Origin of the sequence: Oceanobacillus neutriphilus (assembly GCF_014645515.1) — a bacterium.
GTDB lineage: Bacteria > Bacillota > Bacilli > Bacillales > Amphibacillaceae > Oceanobacillus > Oceanobacillus neutriphilus.
Window position 1 is genome coordinate 277,643 of sequence record NZ_BMLW01000003.1, and the last position, 22,854, is coordinate 300,496.

A 22,854-nucleotide genomic window follows, 5' to 3' on the forward strand; every position below is an offset into this window, starting at 1 on the left:
TCTATCTTTTGACAAAGCATAAACTCTAGCTGGAAATAAGGTAACGTGTGAAGCCACCGCTGCGGCGGACCGTTTTGCTTTCCTAGGGGCATGCTCTTCAGCTAACTTTTGCCAAGAAGAGCACTTGGCAAAAGTGGATCTTCAGATGATGCTAATCCCTCAGGAGTCAAAACGGTCCGCCTCCGCTAGAAGGAGTGCTCTATACAAGCTGAAGCAGCTGACTAAATAGAAATTAGATCAGATACAACATTTTTCCTGATTCACGATAAAATATTCTTTCATGATTATTCTCTATTCATGAAAGCAATTCGATATTTACTATCCATGCTCTATCATCATTTAAATTGCAAATCAACCATTTGAAATGCTAAAATGATCTTTTCATCAAGCAAAAGGCAATGATTTCATCCAACTCCATCAAGATATAATTCCTTTCATTCGCTGTAGAAGCTTAATTGAGCGCAGACCAACCAGGCAGACTCCTGTCACAACCCCTGCACTTGCACGTCCTGGGACTGCGATTACTCGCCCCATCGGAAACATTTGTGCATCGCAGGGCGAGCTGAAGATCCACTTGAAAAGCGGGTTTCTTTTCAAGTTAGCTGAAGCCGTCCTCCATGGAAAGCGTAGTGGTTGGTCGGAGCGGCGCTATACACAATCTCCATTTCAATAGAAGGATGATTTAACAACATGCAAGCAGCATAATGAAGAACATGTTCATCCTGGAATAGGAAGGTATAGTTGCTTATTCTCAGGTGCGAAAATTGAGTTATTAAGATAAGAAACTGAACAGCGGAAAAAATATATCTATATCGTAACATGCTGCTTAAGTTTAGCAAAATAGGAATTTTCTAACTTTAAGCAAAAATAATTGTTCCTGATAGGATTACACAATTTATACACCAGGAATACAGATTATCATAAGACTAGGAAAGTTAACTTTCTGTTAGTTTCCGGGCGCTTGTGTTAAAATTTACAATGGACTATGGATACGAAACAGCATTTAAAATAAGTTTATTACCCATAAAGTATCGCGTATATAGAACATAGAAAGGAAGAAAAGTGAATGATAACTAGAAAAAGCAAACGAGAAGTACAGCAAATGCAGGAAGCCGCAGATTTGCTGGTCGCAACGCATAAAGAAATTGCAAAGCGTATTAAACCGGGTGTTACTACACTGGAATTAGATACCTTTGTGGAAAAATTTTTAGAGGAGCATGGTGCAACACCGGAGCAAAAAGGCTATAATGGTTATCCTTATGCAATTTGTGCTTCCTTAAATGACGAAATCTGTCACGGATTTCCAAATGACAAACCTCTAAAAGATGGTGACATTGTAACAGTTGATATGGTTGTAAATCTAAACGGAGGTTTAGCCGACTCGGCCTGGACATATGCCGTCGGGAATGTAGATGAAAAAGGGCAGAAACTGATTGAAGTGACGAAAGAAGCATTGTATAAAGGGATTGCCCAAGCAAAACACGGAAATCGCTTAGGTGATATCGGCCATGCTATCCAGTCTTATGCCGAAGCAGAAGGATTTTCCGTTGTGCGTGATTTTACAGGTCATGGGATTGGACCTACCATTCATGAAGATCCACATGTCCCGCATTACGGATTACCAAATAAAGGTATTCGTTTAAAAGAAGGCATGGTTATTACCATTGAACCGATGATTAATGAAGGTGATTGGCGCAGTAAGATGGATGATAATGGATGGACAGCCAGAACAGTGGATAAAGGACGCTCTGCACAATTTGAACATCAAATTGTCATTACAAAAGATGAAGCGATTATTTTAACAGAGCAGGATAAATAATGGATTGAAATAGAAAAATCCCCAATGAAATCAAGCATCGATTCATTGGGGATTCTATTTTTTATTTATTGCTTTTTAGCAGTTCTTGCACCAAACAAAATAGTAATTACCGGACTTAGCAGGCAGAAAAATGCAAATGGCAGGTAGGTCAGTACAGGAACGCCAAGGACATCTGCAATAAATACACCGCACACACTCCATGGAACGAGCGGGTTAATCACTGTTCCTGCATCCTCTAAAGTTCGCGACAGTGCTTTCTTTGTTAATCCGGCCCGTTCATAAATCCGCTGGAATGTTTCCCCGGTTAACAGAATGGATAAATATTGTTCCCCGATAAAAACATTCACACCAATAGCGGTGGCGGCAGTTGAAGCGATGATTGATCTGGTTTTTCTGAGCCTGGATTGAAGTGTTTCAAGTATGGTCGGTAAAATACCTGTAACAAACAGCAGTCCGCCAAAGCTCAATGCAAGCAGCACCAGAGCGATGGTGAAAAACATACTATCCATCCCGCCTTTTGAAATTAATTCATTTACAGGGTCAAAGTCAGAGTCTCCCGTATAGCCGCCAAACCAGATTTTTGGAATATCACTAAATGGGAATTTATTAACTGTGACAGCTATTATGCTCGCAATGACACTGCTGATAGATAACGATAAAAAAGCAGAAAGCTTAAAAATAGTACAAATGATCAGTACTATTAATGGAATCCATGAACTCCAGTGAATCAAACCGGCAGCTTGTAAAGCATCCTGATATTGTTCAATATTATTACTTGCATATGATTTACCTGGTGATAAAATTGCAAAAATAATAAATGATATAATAAACGCAGGTATGGTAGTTAAACTGATATGTTTGATATGCTCAAATAAATCTACACCGACAACCGTTGAAGCAAGGTTAGTCGTATCCGATAAAGGAGACATCTTATCACCGAAAAAAGCTCCGGAAACAATCGCTCCTGCTGTAATTGCCACGGAGGCATCCATGGCACCGGCCATTCCGATTAAAGCAACTCCGACTGTAGCGGTTGTTGTTAACGAGCTTCCTAAGGAAATTCCGATTATTGCTGTAACGGTAAAAACAATCGCGTAGAACCAGGTTGTCGTAATAATAGACAGGCCTGTCATCATCAGCACGGGAATTGTACCGCTGATCATCCAGCTGCTGATTAAAATACCGATAACAAAAAAGAGAAATACTGCGCCCATTGCAGAACCGGCTCCTAAACTCATCGCATTTTGAAGTGCTTGAAAGCTGATTTTATTCCATAAACCATAGCCGATTAAAACAAATATAGCTATTAGAATAGGTATATGGGGGTTAGCTTCCAGTCCAATCATAAAAAAGCTGATAATTGCTACAATCAATATGAGAAAAATGATGGAAACAGCTAATGAAGGATTATGTTTTGCTTCAATTGAATTCATTTTTATTTCCTCCTCTTGAAAATACATTCTATATGGTATTGCTATTTTTCCATAAAAAGTACAGATGGAAGCTGAATCATTTATTTAAACCAATAAAAAAACTCCGCCCCTGTAATAGGGACGAAGTATATCTCCGCGTTACCACCCTGGTTGATGCACAAAAAAGTACATCCACTTGATTTCAGTGACAAGTATAAATGCAAAGCCTGTAATTCAATCTATTATACACCAAGGCTTTCACCACCCGCCTTGTCTCTGAAAATTGTCATATAATGATTTACTTCGGACTTTTACTGTCAAAACGATAGAATTGTTAATAATGACTATACAATTAATTTACTGGAATTGTCAATAACAGATTTTGTTACATTCATTCTTTGTCTTCTTCGTATGGTTCAATATGAATTAATGCGTGATTGATTCCGTATTCTTTATACAGATAGTCTTCAATTTGCTCTGTGATCGCATGACTGTCAACGACATTCAGTGCTGGATCCACCAGGATAGTTATATCTAAAAGCTCCTGGTTTCCGTGAATCCGGCCTTTAATATCAACTATGTCCCGCACATTTTTAAATGTCCGGATGGCGTCCTTCATTTCATCCAATTTCTTATAATCAAATCCGTCTGTCAACGTAACGGTGGAGTCTTTAAAGATATCCCAGGCTGTTTTGCAAATGATTAAGCCGACTAACACCGCAACCACAGGATCTAACCAGTAAAGTCCAAATTGTGCTCCGATAATACCGATAAAGACACCGACACTTACAAAAGCATCGGAGCGGTTATCCATTGCCGCTGCAAAAAGTGCGCTGCTTCCTACTTTTTTTGACAGCTTTAAATTATAGCTGTATACACCAAGCATAACGAAGGCTGCAAAGAGAGCAACCCAGGCTGTCAGCATATCCGGCTGAGAGTAGTTGGATAGATACAGCGTCTGACCGGCAGTAAATATAACCTGAAGGCCGATAAGCATCATAACAAAAGCTGCAAATAAAGAAGCAATACTTTCTGCCCGGTAATGGCCGTAACGATGTACGGAGTCTGCCGGCTTTCGTGCTATTTTTAATCCGACTAATACAGCAATGGAAGCAATGATATCTGTAAAGTTATTTAAACCGTCAGCCCGCAGGCCGTCAGAATTTCCGATGGAAGCAATATAAAGCTTCATAACAGCTAAGAAGATATATGCAATAATACTTAACCAGGCACCCTTTTCCCCGGTTTTTAAGTTTTCATTATGATTATTCATTTTAATCCCACCATATTTTATTATTCAATGTGAAGCGATGAAGCATTCCTTTTTGAACATCCTCTTTTAAAAAGATAGCTTATATAGTCTATCAAATCACCCGCTGGTGGGTCTAGAGAAACATAACAGACCACAGGAAGAGTTATTGAAAGCTGCAAGCATATTTTCCTATGGGAAAAAAACATTACTCAGGCAGTATTTATTGTTGCTCTCTATTTGAAAAATAATTCGGAAAAAAATATTTTAAAATATTTTTTAGTTGAAATTTATAGAAAGTTTGTGCATAATGGGAAAAAGGCTTAAGGGGGAATTTTCCGTGAAACAAGAAAAAGTCATTTATCGCTTTTTTCAATATGTAGGAGAGCCGTTAACAGCAAGAAAAGAACTGGCGTTTGAAGAGCAGCTGTATGCACAATTATTATTGGACGAGCTTTGTTTTAACTGGAATAAGTCTCACTTGGAAGATAAAATAAATCATGCAATTGAAACAAATAATTATAATGATTTTAAGAAATATAGTAAAGCTTACAAACAATATGTTTGGGAAGATTAAGAATACAAGCATAGGACGCAGTCAAAAGCGTGCCTATGCTTTTTTTGTGTCTGTAATTATGCCTTCTTGCCAAAGTGAATATTTTGTAAATTCATATTGATTAAAAAAAACAGATAGGATAAACCAAATAAATCCATTATAATGCAAGTAAGGGGGGATAAGATGGACGCAAAATCGAAAAAGAAAATACAGCGCAGCTGGATGATGTACGATTTTGGAAACTCTGCTTTTGCGACAACGATTATGGCTGCCGTGCTGCCCGTTTATTATTCAACTGTTGCTGCATCGGGTCTGGATGACCATTTAGCAACGAGCTATTGGGGGTATTCACAATCTATCTCTGTTTTGATCGTTGCAATCCTTGCGCCAATACTGGGTGCTATCAGTGATTTTTCAGCGGCAAAGAAAAAATTTCTCCGTTTTTTCTCATTTATGGGGATTATCGCAAGTATTCTGATGATCTTTATCAGTGAAGGAGATTATTTGCTTGCTTCATTATTATTTATTGTTGGATCGATCGGGTTCTCCGGCGGAAATATATTTTATGACGGTTTTTTACCAGAGATTGCAGAGAAGGAAGAGATGGATAGGGTATCATCAGGAGGCTTTGCATATGGATATATTGGCGGCGGGATTCTACTTGCCATTAATGTCATGATGATATTAAATCCGTCATGGTTTGGAATTGCAGATACAGAGTGGGCAACCAGAATTTCACTTGCTTCTGTAGGGATATGGTGGCTTATTTTTACGATTCCGCTGCTTAAAAATATAAAAGAAGAGAAAAAAGAAAAAGTAGAGCGGACGAAATCATATGTATCAATCGGCTTCTCACGAGTAGGAAATACTTTCCGGGAAATGAAGCAATTCAAACAGCTGATTATATTCCTGATTGCTTTTTGGCTGTATAATGACGGTATTTCGACCATTATTCGTATGGCAACGGTTTATGGAAGTGAAATAGGCATCGGCCAGAATGATCTAATTATTGCATTATTAATTACGCAGTTTGTCGGGATTCCATTTACATTCTTTTTTGGCTGGCTGGCGGTAAAAATTACAGCAAAGAAAGCTCTATTCATTACTTTATATGTTTATTTAGGAATAGTCATTATTGGTTACTTTATGAGTACAGCGCTACATTTTTATATTTTAGCGATTATTGTAGGTATGGTTCAGGGAGGGGCGCAATCATTGAGCCGGTCTATTTTTGGAAGAATGATTCCGACTGGCAAGCACGCTGAGTTTTTTGGGTTTTACGGAATTTCATCCAAATTTGCAGCTGTTATCGGTCCGTTTATGTTTGCAATCATCGGGCAGCTGACTGGAAATAGCCGTTTAGGGATTCTGTCACTTGTCTTCTTCTTTATTATTGGAATTATTCTTTTGAAATTTGTAGATATTGATAAAGGGATAGAAGAGGCACAAAGAGCTTCGAATAAAAATGAGGAAGTAAAAATACGTCCACAATAAATGGAATCAAAATAAAAGAAGCGCATGCTTTTTAACCTGATGAAATCAAAAAGTATGTGCTTCTTTATATTATACAATTGGTGCACTGAAACGGTTTGTATAATGATCAGCTATATGTGTGCCGGTATCATATGAAATATTATCAATACGGCGGATCAGCTGTTTTTTTGTGGATTCTTCGGCTTCATTCCAATAGTCCACGACCAGAGGAAGTACGCTGACTACATCATTTAAAGCATCAGTATATAATTCTTCAAAGCTTTCCTCGTGTAATTCTCCCGTAGCTGAATGAACCCAGGCCGTTTTTTCTTCATTAAGGTAATCGATAAATTCATCTGCCGGCTGATGCGAATAGGAATGGATAAATGGCTTCAACAGCTTATTTTTCCAACCTGAAGGATCAGAAAAAATTTTCTGTGCGGTGATCATATCCTGATAAGCATCCTGTATAGTGCTTATTTGAAAGGCAAGGTCTGGATAAACATTCCGGATAGCTTCATCCAAAAAATGCCGGATGGTTGGAGGTAATGTTTTGCCAACGTAAATCTCTGCGTAAGCCGGGTGCTTCCAAATTTCCATTTGCCGATGTTTTAAAGCCATTTTGGTATCAATAATTGTTTCCAGCATTTGATGCCTGCTTCCTTGATAACCGGCCCGATAATGGATATAAGGGTGCGTATGCCGGTCCAGAAAATGATGTGTGATAAAACCCGTTACATAAGCTTTTACCTCATCTGATTGCTTGTACGCCTTCTCAATAAGATGCAGCAGAAAGGGACCGCATTCTTTGGTATGTAATGTATCGCCGATATCATGTCCTTCCTTTTGACCGGAGAGCCACGGCCAAAATCGATAATAAAAGAAGGGATCGGGACCTTGGGCACCTAAAAACAAAGCATGTCTGTCAGGAGAGTCAGGTATATCATATGATAATGATTTACAGGCATCTTCTGCGAAAAAAATATGGGTCCAGATATTTGGCATGTTTTATTCCTCGTTTCTATCAGGTTAAAGTAGGTGAATAGAGAATGATTTCTGAAAATAAGATTACCTTTATCATATCATGAAAAAGAAATCGAAAAAAATGAAAAAATTTGGTACACTAGATATGGATTCAGGAAAAGTTCAAGGAGGAATCAGGATGGATTATCGCATAGAAAAAGATACAATTGGGGAAATCAAGGTCCCGGCAGATAAATATTGGGGAGCACAAACGCAGCGCAGTAAGCAGAACTTTCCGATTGGTCAGGAAACAATGCCTGTAGAAATTATTAAAGCGTTTGCAATTTTAAAAAGAAGTACAGCAATTGCTAACCTTGATTTGGGCTTAATGGAAGAAGAAAAAGCAGAAGCAATAAAATATGCTGCTGATCAGGTATTAGCAGATAAATTAAATGAACATTTTCCATTAGTAGTTTGGCAAACAGGAAGCGGCACACAATCAAATATGAATGTGAACGAAGTATTGGCCTATGTAGGGAATGAATGGTTAAAAGAGCAGGGAAGTGAATTAAAGCTTCATCCAAATGATGATGTGAATAAATCGCAAAGCTCGAATGATACATATCCTACTGCCATGCATGTAGCAGCTGTATTAAAGCTGGAAGATACAGTATTGCCTGCCATTCAACAATTAAAGGAAACCCTGGAAGAAAAACAAAATAAATTCACTGATATTGTAAAAATTGGCAGAACGCATCTGCAGGATGCAACGCCATTGACATTAGGCCAGGAAATCAGCGGCTGGCACCGGATGCTGGAAAAATCATACACTATGATTAAAGAAAGTAACGAGCATCTGCGGGAGCTTGCTATTGGCGGAACAGCTGTAGGAACTGGTTTAAACGCACATCCAGATTTCTCGGAAAAGGTTTGTAAAGCTATTTCAGCGTATACTGGAAAAACCTTTACTTCTGCTAAAAATAAATTCCATGCCTTAACCAGTCATGATGAGACTGTTTACGCACACGGAGCATTAAAGGGACTGGCCGCAGACATGATGAAAATTGCCAATGATGTCCGCTGGCTGGCAAGTGGACCACGATGCGGGATTGGAGAAATTTCTATACCTGCGAATGAGCCGGGAAGCTCCATCATGCCAGGAAAAGTAAATCCGACCCAAAGTGAAGCAGTAACCATGGTTGCAACACAGGTAATGGGTAATGATGCGGCAATCGGATTTGCAGCCAGTCAAGGGAATTTTGAATTAAATGTATTCAAACCGGTCATCGCTTATAACTTCTTACAGTCCAGTCAGTTACTGGCAGACAGCATTCTTTCCTTTGATGAGCGTTGTGCTGTAGGAATTGAAGCAAACCTGGAGCAAATCGAGAAAAACCTGCATGGCTCACTAATGCTGGTAACAGCTTTAAACCCGCATATCGGCTATGAAAATGCTGCAAAAATTGCAAAAACCGCCTTTGCTGATAATGCAACATTAAAAGAAACAGCTGTAAAGCTTGATTTGCTGACTGCCGAGCAATTTGATGAATACGTGAAACCAGAAGAAATGACACATCCAAAATAAGTACAAATAAACCCGAAAAACTGTTGAGTTTCTATATTTAAAGCTCAACAGTTTTTTGAGTGAAAAAACGGAATATTTATGTGAAAGTAAACTTTTTTGTTTGAAAATCCAATATGCAGAGCAAGTCTCTCTGCATATGATGTAATCGCTATCAAAACCCGGGAAACACCAGGGAAATCCCTTCACTTCCCTTGCAATCTTTGGAAGGGTACTATAAGCTGAACATAAATTAAAACTTCCATTTGGTCTTTTTTTCTCACTTATAATCGGTCTATTTTTTTCCTTTCTCTATTATTTATTATTGGAGAGAGGCTTTACATGAGAATCATAAAATACATAGAAATAATTCATAGGATCTGCGCAGCCAGTTATATTTTACTGCGCTGTTTGGGGAGGTAATGGAAGTGTCCGATGAAAAAGGTGAGAAAAGCATACAGGCAGCAAGGAGAGGATTATCATGGTAAAACAGAAAGAGTTTACAGTTGCAGATGCAATTGTGAAAGAACTTGTCGAGGCAGGAGTAGATACAATTTTTGGAATTGTCAGTATCCATAATATGCCTATTTATGAAGCAATGCTCAAGGAAGGCTCGATTCGAATGGCGACTGCCCGGGGAGAGAGCGGCGCTGTTAATATGGCAGATGCTTATTCACGTACGACAGGTAAATTAGGTGTTGTGCTTACCAGTACAGGCGCCGGAGCTGGTAATGGAGCAGGCTCATTAACGGAAACATGGAATTCAGGAACGCCGCTGCTTCACATTACAGGAGAAGCAGACTATAGCTATATCGGAAAAGATTTGCGCTACATCCATGAGTGTAAAGACCAGCAAAAAATGATGGATGGTGTTAATAAATCATCTTACTTATTACGGTTACCCCGTCAGATTACACCATTTATGCGGACGGCAATTAGCGATGCTCTGGAGGTCCCTAAAGGTCCTGTCACTGTATCGATTCCAACGAATTTCCAAGCACAAATCATCCCGCAAAACCAGATTATTGAGACAGAAATACAACCGGAGAAGACAGAAATTATTGTACCGGAAGAAATCATGGAAGCAATTATATCTGCGAAAAGGCCGATTGTTTGGACAGGCGATGGCATTATTCATTCCGGAGCATCTGAAGAGCTTTTAACATTAGTAGAAAAGCTTCATCCGGCAGTTGTGACAAGTGAATCCGGAAAAGGCGGTATCCCGGAAAATCATCCGCTTTGTATCGGAAATTTTGCTGCAACGCCACAATTTATAGAGCTTCTGAAAAAATCAGATTTACTTATCAGTATAGGCGTCAGATTTCGTGAAACGGAAACCGCTGAAGGTACGCTGCCTTTGCCGGAAAATCATATCAATATTGATTTGAACCCACATGCTTTCAATCGTAATTATCCTACAAAATACGGGTTAATCGGTGATGCCAAATCCGTTTTACAAACAATTAATAAAACGCTTGCAGAAAAAGATGTTCAACCGGAAAGTTCCTATGTTGAAGAAGTGAAAGCATGCCGCCAAGCTGTCCGTGATGATTTAAACGAGACGATTCAGCCTTATGGGGATTTTGCCAATATGATGAATGTGCAATTGCCGGAAAACACTATTTTAGTAACGGATGTAACAATGCACGGGTACATATGGGGAAACAAACTGGTAGATATTCACGAGCCTGGAAATTATCTGCATATGACCGGCGGAGGAATTGGACAGGGATTGCCAATGGCAGTCGGTGCCAAAATAGCTCAGCCGGAAAAGCCGGTTGTTTTAATAGCTGGTGATGGAGGCTTTATGGTGAATGCCGGAGAAATGATTTCAGCCGTTCAGGAAGATGCACCAATCATTGTACTGCTGTTTGACGACGGCGGTTACGGAATCCTGCAGTATTATCAGGATGCAGCATATGGCAGGCAGACAGCTGTCCATTTGAAAAATCCTGATTTTGTGATGATGGCAAAATCAATGGGCTTTGAAGCGGAAAAAGTAACATCTGTCCGTGAATTTGATCATGTTCTGGAAAAAGCACTTACAAGCAATCAATCCTATATGGTTGTTGTTGATGCTAATAAAATTGGTGATTTAAAATATGAAGATTCACCAGAATATATTCAATCATTCCGTCCGCATCAATAATAAATCTGCTGAGGATTAATCAGATTTTATCAAAGGAGAATCGTAATATGACAAAACATTTAAAGCTGTATATAGATGGAGAATGGATCGATTCTGCTAATCCAAAGTTGCAGGATGTGATTAACCCCGCAACTCAGGAGGTTATTGCCAAAGCCTCACAAGCGACAAAAGAAGAAACAGAAAAAGCGATTCGTACTGCTAAAAGAACATTTGAAAACGGGGTCTGGTCGGAACAGACTCCGTCAGCAAGAGCAGAGATACTGCTCCAGATTGCGGATAAGATAGAAGTGAATTTGAATGAATTGGCAGAGCTTGAAGTAATGAATAATGGGAAAACAAAAAGAGAAGCGGAGGCAGATGTAGAAGATGCCGTAAATACATTCCGTTATTATGCCGGCCTGTTACATAATCAAATGGATGAAGCCTTTGAGGCGGATAAGGATTTGCAAACAGTGATTGTGAAAGAGCCGATGGGAGTTGCCGGTTTAATTGTGCCCTGGAATTTCCCAATCCTGATGAGTGTATGGAAAATAGCTCCTGCATTGGCAGCTGGGAATTCCATTATTTTAAAGCCGGCGGAAATTACACCGGTAACAGCAGTCAGGCTCTATGAACTTATGGAACAGACTGACTTACCTAAAGGCGCTGCACAACTGTTGCTGGGAACAGGATCTGTTGCTGGGCAGACACTTGCTGAAGGTAATGACGTGAACATTATTTCCTTCACAGGCAGCACAAAGGTCGGCCAGCAGATTATGCAGGCCGCATCAGAAAATTTAAAAAAAGTTTCCCTTGAACTGGGCGGAAAATCACCGAATATTATTTTGGGTGATGCAGACATTGATTTAGCAGTAGATTATGCTTTATTCGGTATTTTTATGGGAGCAGGACAAGTCTGTACATCCGGGAGCCGGCTGCTTGTTCAAGAAAGCATTTATGAGGAATTTATAGAAAAATATATAGAAAAAGCAAAAGCCATTCGGGTTGGTCCTGGAAATGATACAAAATCAGAAATGGGAGCGATTGTAAGCGAAAAGCACATGGAAAGTATTTTAAATTATATTCAAATTGGAGTAGAAGAGGGTGCACATCTGGCATTAGGCGGCAATCGAATGGAAAGCGACGGCCTGGAGAAAGGTTTTTTCATTGAGCCGACAGTATTTACGGATGTTACAAGCGATATGCGCATTGTCCGGGAAGAAATATTTGGCCCTGTGATTGTTATTCAGAAATTTAAAGATGAAAAGGATGCAATTCAAATCGCAAATGATACCGATTACGGACTTGCTGGTGCTGTATTTACCAAAGATCAGGCCAAAGCTATCCGTATCATTAAAAAGATACGTGCAGGCATTACATGGGTGAATACATATCACTTATCCAGTGTACAATCTCCATGGGGAGGATATAAAACAAGCGGTATCGGAAGAAGTCTCGGTAAATATGGTTTGGATGAATATCAGGAGACAAAACAAATCAATATCAGCATGAACCCTGAGAGACTTGATTGGTTCGAAGGCAATAAATAATTTGAAAGAAAAAATAAAGGAGAAGAGAAATGTTAAAACCATACTTAGTTGTAGAATGGAATGATACAGAAACAGACGCCCGGGGCTGGCTTGTTGTTCAAAATTTAAAAAAAGGATATTCCGGCGGGGGAACCAGAATGCATCCTTCCGTAACGAAAGAAGAAGTAATCCGGCTGGCTGAAGCGATGGCTTATAAATATGTAGCAAGCGGATCTGAAACCACAGGCGGATGCAAAGCGGGAATTGCTTATGATTATAAAGCGCCGGATGCACATGGTGTATTAAAACGATTTTTAATCGCCATGATGCCGTATATTGATAACGGTGTGTCCTTAGGGAATGATTTAGGAACAAAATACGAAGATATCCTGGAAGTCTTCCACGAATTTGGTATTGATATCCCACTGACAAAATCGATGAAAGAGGACCCGGTCGTATTAAAAGGAATAAAAGATTATGATTATTTGTTAACACAAAAAATGGACGGACTTCTTTTAAACGATATAGTTACAGGCTATGGAGCTGCATTTGCAACGGATGAAGCATGGAGGTTTACAAATGGAAAAGATGGAGCAAAAGTAGTGATTCAGGGATTTGGCTGCGTTGGTGCCAGCTGTGCATTAAAATTGCATCACCTGGGCTACAAAGTGGTGGGGATTTCTGATGCCAATTTATTGGTAACCTGTGAAGAAGGATTAGATATTCCTTCTCTTATCGAACATAAAAATGAATATGGTGAAATGGATCAGGCTTATTTTGGGTCGGACTATCGTGTGAGGCCGAACAATGAATGGCTGGATGTAGATACAGATATTCTGATTCCTTGTGCATTGGAGGATGTGATTAATGAATCCAACGCCGACCAAGTCAATGCAAGCCTGATTGCAGAAGCGGCAAACATTCCGATTTCTGCTGAAGGAGATAAAATCATTAAAGAAAAAGGGATTCATTTAGTAAATGATTATGTGGTGAATTTAGGATCTGTACGTGCTTATGATGTCGTGGTATTTGGTCTTGTAGACCCGACGCCTCAAGCTGTGATAGATGATATTGAACAGCTGTGCCGGAAAAATGTACAGCATTTGTTTACGGAAGCAGAAAATCAAAAAAGATATCAAAGAGAAGTAGCAAATGAGCTTTTTAAGCCTGGGAAAAGTGATTTATTAGAATATTAAAGGACAGTGGAGAGCGCAGAGTGCGTTCTCCATTTTACAAATCAGATGAAAGTTAAGGCGGGTTGTTCAGATGGAGAAAATATTAAAAGAGAAATTAGCAGACATTCAACAGCAATTATGGGACATAAGCGAAAAAATGTATTATAACCCGGAATTGGGAGATGAAGAATTTGCATCAATGGAGCTTTTGACGGATTTGTTAAGTGAAAATCAATTCCAGGTGGAGACAAATATAATTAATCGCCCGACTGCATTCAAAGCAGTTTATGACAGCGGCAAGCCGGGGCCGGCGATTGCCTATTTGGCAGAATATGATGCCTTGCCCGATATTGGTCATGGCTGCGGACATAATTTAATTGGAACGATGAGTACCGGTGCAGGAATAGCTCTAAGTAAGGTTGTCAATCAAACAGGAGGAAAAGTTGTTGTGTTTGGTACACCAGCAGAGGAAACGCATGGATCAAAGGTGCCAATGAGTAAAGAAGGTACTTTTGAGGATATTGATGTGACAATGATTCTCCATCCAGAAGCCGAATCCAGAGAAAGTGGAGCTTCACTGGCAAATGATGCACTTGAATTTATATATACTGGGAAAGCAGCGCATGCAGCCGCATCTCCTGAAGAAGGGATTAATGCACTTGACAGTGTTATTCAATTATACAATGGTATAAATGCTTTAAGAGAGCATTTACCGGATGATGTCAGTATACATGGAATCATCACTAAGGGCGGAGAAGCAGCGAATGTTGTTCCGGATTTGGCAGCAGCTGAATTTTATATTCGGGCACAATCACGCCAAATTTTAGATGAAACGAAAGAGAAAGTCATTCAGATTGCAAAAGGAGCAGCATTAATGACTGGTGCGGAAATCGAAATAATCGAACAGGAAGGCAGTTATGATAATATGGTGACTAACCGGCAGCTTTCAGATATATTTACAAAAAATTTAAAAGCAGCAACTGATGAAACTGTATATCCTCCGCAGCTTTTAAAAGCTTCTATGGATATGGGAGATGTCAGCAGGGTTGTACCGGCAATACATCCTTCGATTGGAATTGGTGATCCTTCACTCGTGCTGCACACTAAAGCGTTCGCGGATCAGACGATCAGCCCGGCCGGGAAGCAGGCTCTGCTTCATGGTGCGCTGGCGTTAGCTTGTACTGGCTATGATATTTTATCCGATTCCGCATTATTGGAGAAAATCAGAGAAGAATTTGAGGAAGTAAGAGAGTAGCATCACTTTTGAACATCTATTTATATATTAAGGATGTATAAGACTTGTAAGAAAGTGTTTGGAGATAGCGAAAATTGTCAATTCAAACCAATATGATATTTGCCATTATAATTACCAATAATTAACTATCATAAGTTTAGAAAAAATGCAGATGATATGTTTACAGGAGGTGATAACTATGGCAAATAACAATTCAAACCAATTAGTAGTGCCTGGAGTACAACAAGCTCTTGATCAAATGAAGTACGAAATCGCTCAAGAATTTGGTGTAAACCTTGGTCCAGATTCAACTTCTCGTGCAAACGGTTCTGTAGGTGGGGAAATCACTAAACGTTTAGTGCAAACTGCTCAACAACAAATGCATGGTAAATAATTTTATCTAAAAAAATATTACTGGCTAACAGGGGGGGCTCATTATGAGCTCCCCCTTACCAATTTTATTATTTTAAAATGTGTTAACGTATACGCTGCTCATTGTCTTTATCAAAGAAATGGATCTTATTCATATCGAAGGAAAGCTCTAATTCGTCCCCGCCCTGTACATCTGTACGGGAATCAACACGTGCAACAAATTCCTGACCATCGATACTGGAATAAAGAATAGATTCAGCTCCCATTAATTCAGCAACCTCAATTTTTGCTGTTATTTTTGATTCAGGAGACGCTTCCAAGAAAACCAGCTCATCATGGATATCCTCAGGACGAACACCAATAATCAGCTCTTTTCCTTCATACCCCTGATCACGCAGAGGTACCAGCTTCGCTTCTGGAACTAAGAAAGTGCTGCCGCCAACTTTGAATTTGTTACCCTCCAGTGTTCCGGTAAAGAAGTTCATAGATGGGGAGCCGATAAATCCGCCCACAAAAATGTTTTCCGGTAAATCATACACATCCTTTGGAGCTCCAAGCTGCTGAATAACACCATCCTTCATAACAACCAGCCTTGTTGCCATTGTCATTGCTTCTGTCTGGTCATGGGTTACGTAAATGGTAGTTGTCTGCAGACGCTGATGAAGCTTTTGGATTTCTGCACGCATTTGCACACGTAACTTTGCATCCAAGTTGGATAGAGGCTCATCCATCAGGAATACCTTTGCATCACGGACAATCGCACGCCCTAATGCAACACGCTGTCTTTGCCCGCCCGATAATGCTTTCGGCTTTCTATCTAAGTATGCTTCCAAACCTAAAATTTTAGCAGCTTGATCAACACGCTGTTTAATTTCTTCTTTTTTGAATTTACGAAGCTTAAGCCCAAATGCCATATTATCATACACATTCATATGCGGATATAGAGCATAGTTTTGGAATACCATAGCGATATCACGATCTTTTGGTGCGACATCATTCATTAACTTTTCATCAATATACAATTCACCTTCAGATATCTCTTCCAGGCCGGCAATCATACGAAGGGTTGTTGATTTCCCGCAGCCGGATGGACCGACAAATACAATAAATTCCTTATCCTGAATATGTAGGTTGAAATCCTCTACCGCCAATACATCTTTATCATATTTCTTCTGAATATGCTCTAATTTTAATTCTGCCATATTTACATCTCCTTCAATTGTTTAAATTTCAAAAGCTCCTATTTGAAAGCGTTTTAACATCTGCTTTCATCTTACTGGAAAAGCTGTAAAAACAATATGGAAATGTTGCACAAAAATTATGAGTGGAAATTGTGCATGTTTGCCAGAATGGCTAAATAGACGGTAAAAGCCTTATCAAATTGTTTGATATCAATGCCTGTACTTTCGTGAAACTTATCGAGCCGATACTGTAAGCTGTTTCTGTGAATGTATAATTTTTTTGCGGTTTCTGAGACATTTAAATTACATTCAATAAACATCTGAATGGTATCTAATGCTTCCTGATCTGTTGTAAACTCCTTTAAAATCCATTGGCTCAGCTGCTGCTGTTCTTTGGAGGAGAGGGTTTCAATAAGAAAAGAAGGATATACTTGGGTATAATCAATTACAGCAGTATCCATTTTGCGAAAACTCATCTCTGCCATCTGTGTGATTTGTTGGATATAGTCTTCTAAATCACCATCATTTTCCAAGTAAGGACCGATAAAGAAAGTAGCCTTTACATATAATTCACTCATTAATGTGTCCGCAAGATGATGATAAGCTAAATCTTCTTCTAAATAATTCTCGCGGTCTTCAATAATAAAGCCTTTATTTCCATTATTCCAAATAATGGATAAGTCTCCATGAAAAAATTCTTGCAGAATTTGTTTAAATGTTTCCAAATCAACCTGTCCTTTTTCAATTTGAAAGAAAATAAAACGATAACGTCCTTCTTTTCCAAGGTTTTGGTTATTCTTTTCCTGAATACGAATTTCCCATTCCTTTTCCTTGGATGTTTGGACTGGTAATTGAATTTGATACGCGGGGAGAAAGGTACCTAGTAGCATCTTGTCGCGTTCAGTCAACTCTTTATTATCAATACCGATAATCGTATTTTCAAATTGATACCATCGATAATCAGGATTAATCTCTTTGCGGCTTTTAGGCAATTTTATTAGGCTTGGGTAGAGTCTTTTTAATCGTTGTAAATTCAATCTTATTACTCCTTTTTTATTTATGTATGCAGAAAAAACTTATATATAAATAACTCAACTTTCGCACTTTAAAAAGTAACTTCCTATCCATAGGAACAAGGGGTTGATCATTTCTTCCATCTAACTCTTGACAAAGCATAAACTCTATCGAGAAAGAAGGTAACGTGTGAGGCGACCGCTGCGGCGGACCGTTTTGCTTTCCTAGGGGCACGCTCTTCAGCTAACTTTTGCCAAGAAGTTCGCTTGGCAAAAGTGGATCTTCAGATGGTGCTGATCCCTCAGGAGTCAAAACAGTCCACCTCCGCTAGCAGGATGTTCTATACTGGAATAACTGAACAAATAAAAGGCAAATCTGACAGAACTAATTTTCGTGTTGCATGGTAAACATGTTCAGCAATCCTTTTTTTAGCACATGAAAGCTATTCTCGATATGAATTATTTATGCTGTCATGATTTGAACTGCTAAAAACGATGATTTCATCTAACTTCATCAGGATATTACTTCTTCCATGCGCTGTAGAATCCTATTAGAGCGCAGGCCATCCACGGAGACTGAGTGGTTTGCAGGCTAAGATCGCAGTGTCCTGGGGTTGCGATTACTCGCCCCACCTGAAACATTTGTACGTCGGAAAGCGGAATGGTTGGCCGGAGCGGAAGCTATACACAATAACCTGTTCAAAAAATAAAAAGATGAGTTAACTAAAAGCAACTGGGATAATTGAGACCATGTACGTCCTGGAACAGCAAGGTTAGTATGTTTATTCTCAGGTGCGAAAGTTGAGTAAATAATAATTAATACAGAGTTTTTTTCTTGAAAATATAAATCCTCTTCTTTATTATACATCAAATTTATCTATGGAAATTTTTCATTGCATCAAATAGATATGGCTATACATACGTTAACAGCTTTGTTATAGTAGCAAGAGACGATGAAGGAGGAATTATATTTTATGGCAAATTTACAAGAGCAAGCAAATCAATTAGAACAAGCACTTCGTGAAAGCGCAGAATTCCAGGATTTAAAACAGGCTTATGATGCAGTAATGTCTGACCCTGCCGCAAAGCAAATGTTTGAAAACTTCCGTGAAACACAACTCAACTTACAAGAAAAACACATGCAAGGCTTAGATATTTCCGAAGAAGAAATTGAAAAAGCAAGACAGATTGTTGAAACTGTACAACAGCATGAAGCAATCTCGAAATTAATGGAAGAAGAGCAAAAGCTAAACAACGTGATTAACGAAATTTCTCAAATTATCACAAAGCCATTAGAGGAACTCTACGGTGCTGCTGAATAAACAATTTTGATCAATACCCCGCTGCTACATTCTTTGTAGCAGCGGGGTATTTTTTAACGATGGAAGAGGACCAGTTTAGCGCTTGGACTGACACAACGGTGTGTATGTTCGGAATACCCTTCATTCTCAAGCCTACCTTTACCCATTTCTTTGGCATTTAAATCATCTGAGGCTTCAAAATGCTCGTCAAGCAGCTTTTCTCCTGTTTTTGAAAATACCGTTAAGTAATATGTTGCCATGATAAAACCCCCAATGAATGAAATCGCTTTATTTATAAATTGTAAATCAAAATGAGTAAATATTGCAATGAATAACTATTCATTTTTGAAGAATAAAGTTTTGGAAACAACTGTCTGGTGAGAACTGATAAGGTAATTGATGAAATATAATAAAATGAAACAATTTTATGTTTTATACGTATTACAAATGGAATAAATACAACCTTGAAATAAAAATGAACCTTTTCAACAGTTCAACTGTATAAGTTAGTAAAGGGAAGGGAGAGAAATTATGCTGAAATTATCAAATGTAACGAAGCGGTTTGGAAATCATACCGCTGTGAACGATTTATCCCTTGAGATACCAGAAAGTGAGATGTTTGGTTTCTTAGGAGGAAATGGAGCTGGTAAAACAACGACCTTCCGGATGATCCTCGGATTGCTTGATAAAACGTCAGGAGATATCACCTGGCAGGGCAAACCCATTTCTTATAATGAGAGTCATTTAATTGGTTATTTGCCGGAAGAAAGAGGTTTGTACCCAAAATTAACTGTAAAAGAACAAATTATTTATCTAGGCCGGCTGCGGGGAATGAAAAAACAGGACATTCTCAAAAAACTGGATGAATGGCTGGAAAGGTTTAAAGTGCCTGAGTACTTAGATAAAAAAGTACAGGAATTATCGAAAGGGAACCAGCAGAAAATACAGTTTATCTCTGCAGTGATTCATGAACCAGAATTATTAATATTAGATGAACCTTTTTCCGGGCTTGATCCAGTTAATGTGGAGATGCTAAAGGGTGCTGTTAAGGATTTAAAAAATCAAGGAACATCTATTGTATTTTCCTCTCACCAGATGGAGCATGTGGAGGAGATGTGTCAGCATATCTGTATTCTGCAAAAAGGGGCTCCTATTGTGCATGGCTCATTAAGGGATATTAAACACAGCTTTGGAAAGAAAAATCTCGATATCCGCGCTGATTTTTCAACGGAGTATTTAAAGGAGTTTCGGGGCGTAGCTTCTTATAAAGAATTGCCGGATGGATGTACGCTGCAGATTGAGAATGAACAGGCGGCTCAGGATATCTTTTCAAGTTTGCATGAGAAAGGTTTTGTCCGGAAATTCGAAATAGAAGAGCCATCTTTAAACGATATTTTTATTGCAAAGGTAGGTGCTTCTTATGAATAAGTTTTGGACGATTGTCGGGCACACATATTTTTCCAGAGTTAAAACGAAATCATTTATTATTACAACGGCTATTACATTGACAATCATTATTGGTTTTGCAAATTTACCTTCTATTCTTGAAATGCTTTCAAGTGATGACGAATCTGATCAGGTACTCGTAATGGATGAATCTGAAATCTACAGTAGTTATTTGCAGGAAGATGAGATAATTGGAGAGACCGGAATTACCTTTGAAAATTTTGAAGGAACAGAGGAAGCTGCCAAACAGGCAGTAATAGATGAGAAATACGATGGTTTACTTATTATTACAACGGATGAAAATAGTTTACCTGAAGGAAGTTATTACGCAAACCGTATTTCTGAAATGGGAGAACAGGTTGAAATTGAGCAGGCATTGCAGCAGTTGAAAACGATTGTTGGAACACAGGAGGCAGGGATTGATCAGGAAACATTAGCAACTATTTATGCTCCTGTGACCTTAGCTACGGAACAGCTGGATGATAGTGCAAGAACAGCTGAAGAAATGAATCAGTCAAGAGGCTTAGTTTACGTAATGCTGTTTGTTCTATATATGACTGTGTTAGTCTATGGACAGATGATTGCCACAGACGTTGCAACAGAAAAATCTTCCCGTGTGATGGAGATTCTTATCTCCAGTGCTCCTCCAATTACGCATATGTTTGCAAAAATTATAGGAATTGCTTTCTTAGGATTGACACAAGTTATCATATTGCTTGGCGGAGGTTATTTTGCCATCCAGGCAAATCAAGACACAATGTCAGGTGAATTTTTTGAAGTGATGGGACTGACAAATAATGATCCGGTGATTTATATTTACGCAGTTGTCTTTTTCATATTAGGGTATCTTCTTTATGCAACATTAGCTGCAATGCTGGGATCATTAGTCAGCCGGATTGAGGATGTTAACCAATTAATTATGCCAATGATTATGTTAATAATTATTGCATTTATACTAGCGGCAACTGGTCTAAGTATGCCTGAATCGACAATGATTACTGTAACATCCTATATACCGTTCTTTGCGCCGATGATTATGTTTCTTCGAATCGGCATGCTGAATATCCCGATTTGGGAAATTGCCTTATCCATCGGTATTCTTGTTCTGACCATTGTTGCAATTGGTGCATTGGCAGCACGAGTCTATAAAGGCGGCGTATTGATGTATGGAAAATCCGGATCATTAAAGGATTTAAAACGTGCGATAAACTTATCGAAAAAAGAATAGATGCAAAAAGCCTCCAGGGAATATGGAGGCTTTTCATTTGAGGCTGCTAAAGTCAAATAAAGAAAATCGGTGCAAAAAATAAAGCCAGTACAAAAATTAATGGGTAGAAAGCAAGACGAGTAATGGAATTCCCGCTTATACGGAATATTTCCAGCGGATCCCGGGCAGGGCTGTAAATCCAGTTTGCCAGTCGTTCCAGCTTACTGCTTTTCATCGGAATTTCCGGTACTTCCACCTGAAACTCATCCAGTCTGTTCTGAAGCTGATCTGGAATATCTCTTTTACTCATTCGTTACCCTCCAATAATACTTTTAATTTTTTCAGCGAAGCATGCAGCCGTGATTTTATAGTGCCGATTGGAATTTCAAGAACTTCAGAAATATCCTTTTGTGTAAGGTCATGATAGTAAGTTAAAAGAATAACTGCCCGCTGCTCGTCAGGGAGCTGTTGAATGGCAGTCTGAACTGTGATTTTATCTTCGTATGATAAGCTCTGACGCTGATTGCTCACATATAAAAAAGGCAGTATTTTTCTCATTCTATTGCGTTTTTTAAGACGGTTAATCATCAGCTGGTAGGCTATGCGAAACAGATAAGTTTTGATACTGGACTTTCTCTCATCAAAGTTTGCCTGATACTTATGAAATTTGACAAATGTATCCTGAACCAGGTCAAGGCATAGCTGTTCATCCTGACAATACCGGAAAATAAACTGATAAATTTGTGTTTTATATGTAACATATAATTCCTCTATCGTATATTCATCCCGATTTTCACTTTCAGCGGATGCGGCCGTCTTATTTGAACTCATCAGGCCACCGCTCTTTTATTCCTCTAAATACAAATGCGATTCTGGTTATGAACCAAATAAATGTTAGTAATGAAAACACAAATGTCTGATGAATAAAAAATTGTATCCAGTGGCTGTCAATGTTATCACCCCGAAGCAGAAATAACATTAAACCTGCTATACATAAAAATGTATAAACCGCAGCCAGAATGATAGCGTAATCCCATCTTGTCCAGTGAAAATAAATGTCCGACTTACTAAAATCAATGTCTCCCTTTCTATTCCGGGCGACTTTTTTATTCATTGTTCCAATCATGATTCCAAAAGTGGTCCCGAGAATTGCTGCTGCAATCATGCCTAATAACCAGCCCAAAGTCATAAGTAATCGACTCCTTTTCATGCTTTTACTAACTTATACAGTTGAA

General features: G+C 38.9%; 21 protein-coding genes. 12 read left to right on the forward strand and 9 right to left on the reverse strand.

Annotation, left to right across the window (positions count from 1 at the left end; all coding sequences use genetic code 11):
* Positions 1-1,066 precede the first annotated feature (1,066 nt).
* Positions 1,067-1,819: a type I methionyl aminopeptidase gene (gene map / locus IEX29_RS06850; protein ID WP_188733715.1), complete on the forward strand. Its 753-nt coding sequence runs from the start codon at positions 1,067-1,069 to the stop codon at positions 1,817-1,819.
* Between the two features lie 65 nt (positions 1,820-1,884).
* Here the strand turns inward: map and nhaC are convergent, their stop codons facing one another.
* Both nhaC and IEX29_RS06860 read right to left on the reverse strand, forming a co-directional pair.
* Positions 1,885-3,252 (reverse strand): Na+/H+ antiporter NhaC, encoded by a 1,368-nt coding sequence (gene nhaC / locus IEX29_RS06855; protein ID WP_188733716.1) that lies wholly within the window; start codon positions 3,250-3,252, stop codon positions 1,885-1,887.
* A gap of 370 nt (positions 3,253-3,622) precedes the next feature.
* Entirely contained in the window at positions 3,623-4,504 is an 882-nt protein-coding gene (locus tag IEX29_RS06860; protein ID WP_188733717.1) for a cation diffusion facilitator family transporter, read from the reverse strand.
* Between the two features lie 316 nt (positions 4,505-4,820).
* Between IEX29_RS06860 and IEX29_RS06865 the strand changes: the two genes are divergently transcribed.
* Positions 4,821-5,057 (forward strand): hypothetical protein, encoded by a 237-nt coding sequence (locus tag IEX29_RS06865; protein WP_188733718.1) that lies wholly within the window; start codon positions 4,821-4,823, stop codon positions 5,055-5,057.
* Positions 5,058-5,219: 162 nt separating this feature from the next.
* Positions 5,220-6,530, forward strand: coding sequence for an MFS transporter (locus tag IEX29_RS06870; protein WP_188733719.1), 1,311 nt, complete (start codon positions 5,220-5,222; stop codon positions 6,528-6,530).
* Positions 6,531-6,599: 69 nt separating this feature from the next.
* Here IEX29_RS06870 and IEX29_RS06875 read toward each other — a convergent pair whose 3' ends face one another.
* Positions 6,600-7,514 (reverse strand): zinc dependent phospholipase C family protein, encoded by a 915-nt coding sequence (locus IEX29_RS06875; protein WP_188733720.1) that lies wholly within the window; start codon positions 7,512-7,514, stop codon positions 6,600-6,602.
* 157 nt (positions 7,515-7,671) lie between these two features.
* On the opposite strand from IEX29_RS06875, the gene fumC reads away from it, so the two are divergent.
* From fumC to IEX29_RS06905, 6 genes are all read left to right on the forward strand, one after another.
* Positions 7,672-9,057 (forward strand): class II fumarate hydratase, encoded by a 1,386-nt coding sequence (fumC, locus tag IEX29_RS06880; protein WP_188733721.1) that lies wholly within the window; start codon positions 7,672-7,674, stop codon positions 9,055-9,057.
* 457 nt (positions 9,058-9,514) lie between these two features.
* Positions 9,515-11,182, forward strand: coding sequence for a thiamine pyrophosphate-binding protein (locus tag IEX29_RS06885; RefSeq protein WP_188733722.1), 1,668 nt, complete (start codon positions 9,515-9,517; stop codon positions 11,180-11,182).
* A 47-nt stretch (positions 11,183-11,229) separates the two neighbouring features.
* Entirely contained in the window at positions 11,230-12,711 is a 1,482-nt protein-coding gene (locus IEX29_RS06890; RefSeq protein ID WP_188733723.1) for an aldehyde dehydrogenase family protein, read from the forward strand.
* Positions 12,712-12,740: 29 nt separating this feature from the next.
* The gene (locus IEX29_RS06895) at positions 12,741-13,886 is read left to right on the forward strand and encodes a Glu/Leu/Phe/Val dehydrogenase dimerization domain-containing protein (protein WP_188733724.1); all 1,146 of its coding nucleotides are present in this window, start codon (positions 12,741-12,743) and stop codon (positions 13,884-13,886) included.
* Positions 13,887-13,956: 70 nt separating this feature from the next.
* A complete protein-coding gene (locus IEX29_RS06900; protein ID WP_188733725.1) occupies positions 13,957-15,120 on the forward strand; it encodes a M20 family metallopeptidase in 1,164 nt (387 codons plus the stop codon).
* A gap of 178 nt (positions 15,121-15,298) precedes the next feature.
* Positions 15,299-15,493: an alpha/beta-type small acid-soluble spore protein gene (locus IEX29_RS06905; protein WP_077603336.1), complete on the forward strand. Its 195-nt coding sequence runs from the start codon at positions 15,299-15,301 to the stop codon at positions 15,491-15,493.
* An 82-nt stretch (positions 15,494-15,575) separates the two neighbouring features.
* On the opposite strand, the gene IEX29_RS06910 is transcribed toward IEX29_RS06905, so the two are convergent.
* Both IEX29_RS06910 and IEX29_RS06915 read right to left on the reverse strand, forming a co-directional pair.
* The gene (locus tag IEX29_RS06910) at positions 15,576-16,673 is read right to left on the reverse strand and encodes an ABC transporter ATP-binding protein (protein WP_188733726.1); all 1,098 of its coding nucleotides are present in this window, start codon (positions 16,671-16,673) and stop codon (positions 15,576-15,578) included.
* Positions 16,674-16,789: 116 nt separating this feature from the next.
* Positions 16,790-17,689: a PucR family transcriptional regulator gene (locus tag IEX29_RS06915; RefSeq protein WP_188733727.1), complete on the reverse strand. Its 900-nt coding sequence runs from the start codon at positions 17,687-17,689 to the stop codon at positions 16,790-16,792.
* Positions 17,690-18,639: 950 nt separating this feature from the next.
* On the opposite strand from IEX29_RS06915, the gene IEX29_RS06920 reads away from it, so the two are divergent.
* Positions 18,640-18,987, forward strand: a complete 348-nt coding sequence (locus IEX29_RS06920; RefSeq protein WP_188733728.1) for a YlbF/YmcA family competence regulator — start codon at positions 18,640-18,642, stop codon at positions 18,985-18,987.
* A gap of 53 nt (positions 18,988-19,040) precedes the next feature.
* Here IEX29_RS06920 and IEX29_RS06925 read toward each other — a convergent pair whose 3' ends face one another.
* The gene (locus IEX29_RS06925; protein WP_188733729.1) at positions 19,041-19,226 is read right to left on the reverse strand and encodes a YhzD family protein; all 186 of its coding nucleotides are present in this window, start codon (positions 19,224-19,226) and stop codon (positions 19,041-19,043) included.
* A gap of 268 nt (positions 19,227-19,494) precedes the next feature.
* On the opposite strand from IEX29_RS06925, the gene IEX29_RS06930 reads away from it, so the two are divergent.
* Both IEX29_RS06930 and IEX29_RS06935 read left to right on the forward strand, forming a co-directional pair.
* Positions 19,495-20,394: an ABC transporter ATP-binding protein gene (locus IEX29_RS06930; protein WP_188733819.1), complete on the forward strand. Its 900-nt coding sequence runs from the start codon at positions 19,495-19,497 to the stop codon at positions 20,392-20,394.
* Positions 20,387-21,640, forward strand: a complete 1,254-nt coding sequence (locus IEX29_RS06935) for an ABC transporter permease (protein ID WP_188733730.1) — start codon at positions 20,387-20,389, stop codon at positions 21,638-21,640. Before IEX29_RS06930 ends, IEX29_RS06935 begins: the two co-directional genes overlap by 8 nt.
* A 52-nt stretch (positions 21,641-21,692) precedes the next feature.
* Here the strand turns inward: IEX29_RS06935 and IEX29_RS06940 are convergent, their stop codons facing one another.
* From IEX29_RS06940 to IEX29_RS06950, 3 genes are read right to left on the reverse strand one after another with little or no spacing between them, the layout of a single operon-like run.
* A complete protein-coding gene (locus tag IEX29_RS06940; protein WP_188733731.1) occupies positions 21,693-21,929 on the reverse strand; it encodes a hypothetical protein in 237 nt (78 codons plus the stop codon).
* Complete coding sequence (locus IEX29_RS06945) at positions 21,926-22,450, reverse strand: RNA polymerase sigma factor (protein ID WP_188733732.1); 525 nt, start codon at positions 22,448-22,450, stop codon at positions 21,926-21,928. Before IEX29_RS06945 ends, IEX29_RS06940 begins: the two co-directional genes overlap by 4 nt.
* Complete coding sequence (locus IEX29_RS06950) at positions 22,437-22,808, reverse strand: hypothetical protein (protein WP_188733733.1); 372 nt, start codon at positions 22,806-22,808, stop codon at positions 22,437-22,439. The genes IEX29_RS06945 and IEX29_RS06950 overlap by 14 nt, the downstream gene beginning before the upstream one ends.
* Positions 22,809-22,854 lie beyond the last annotated feature (46 nt).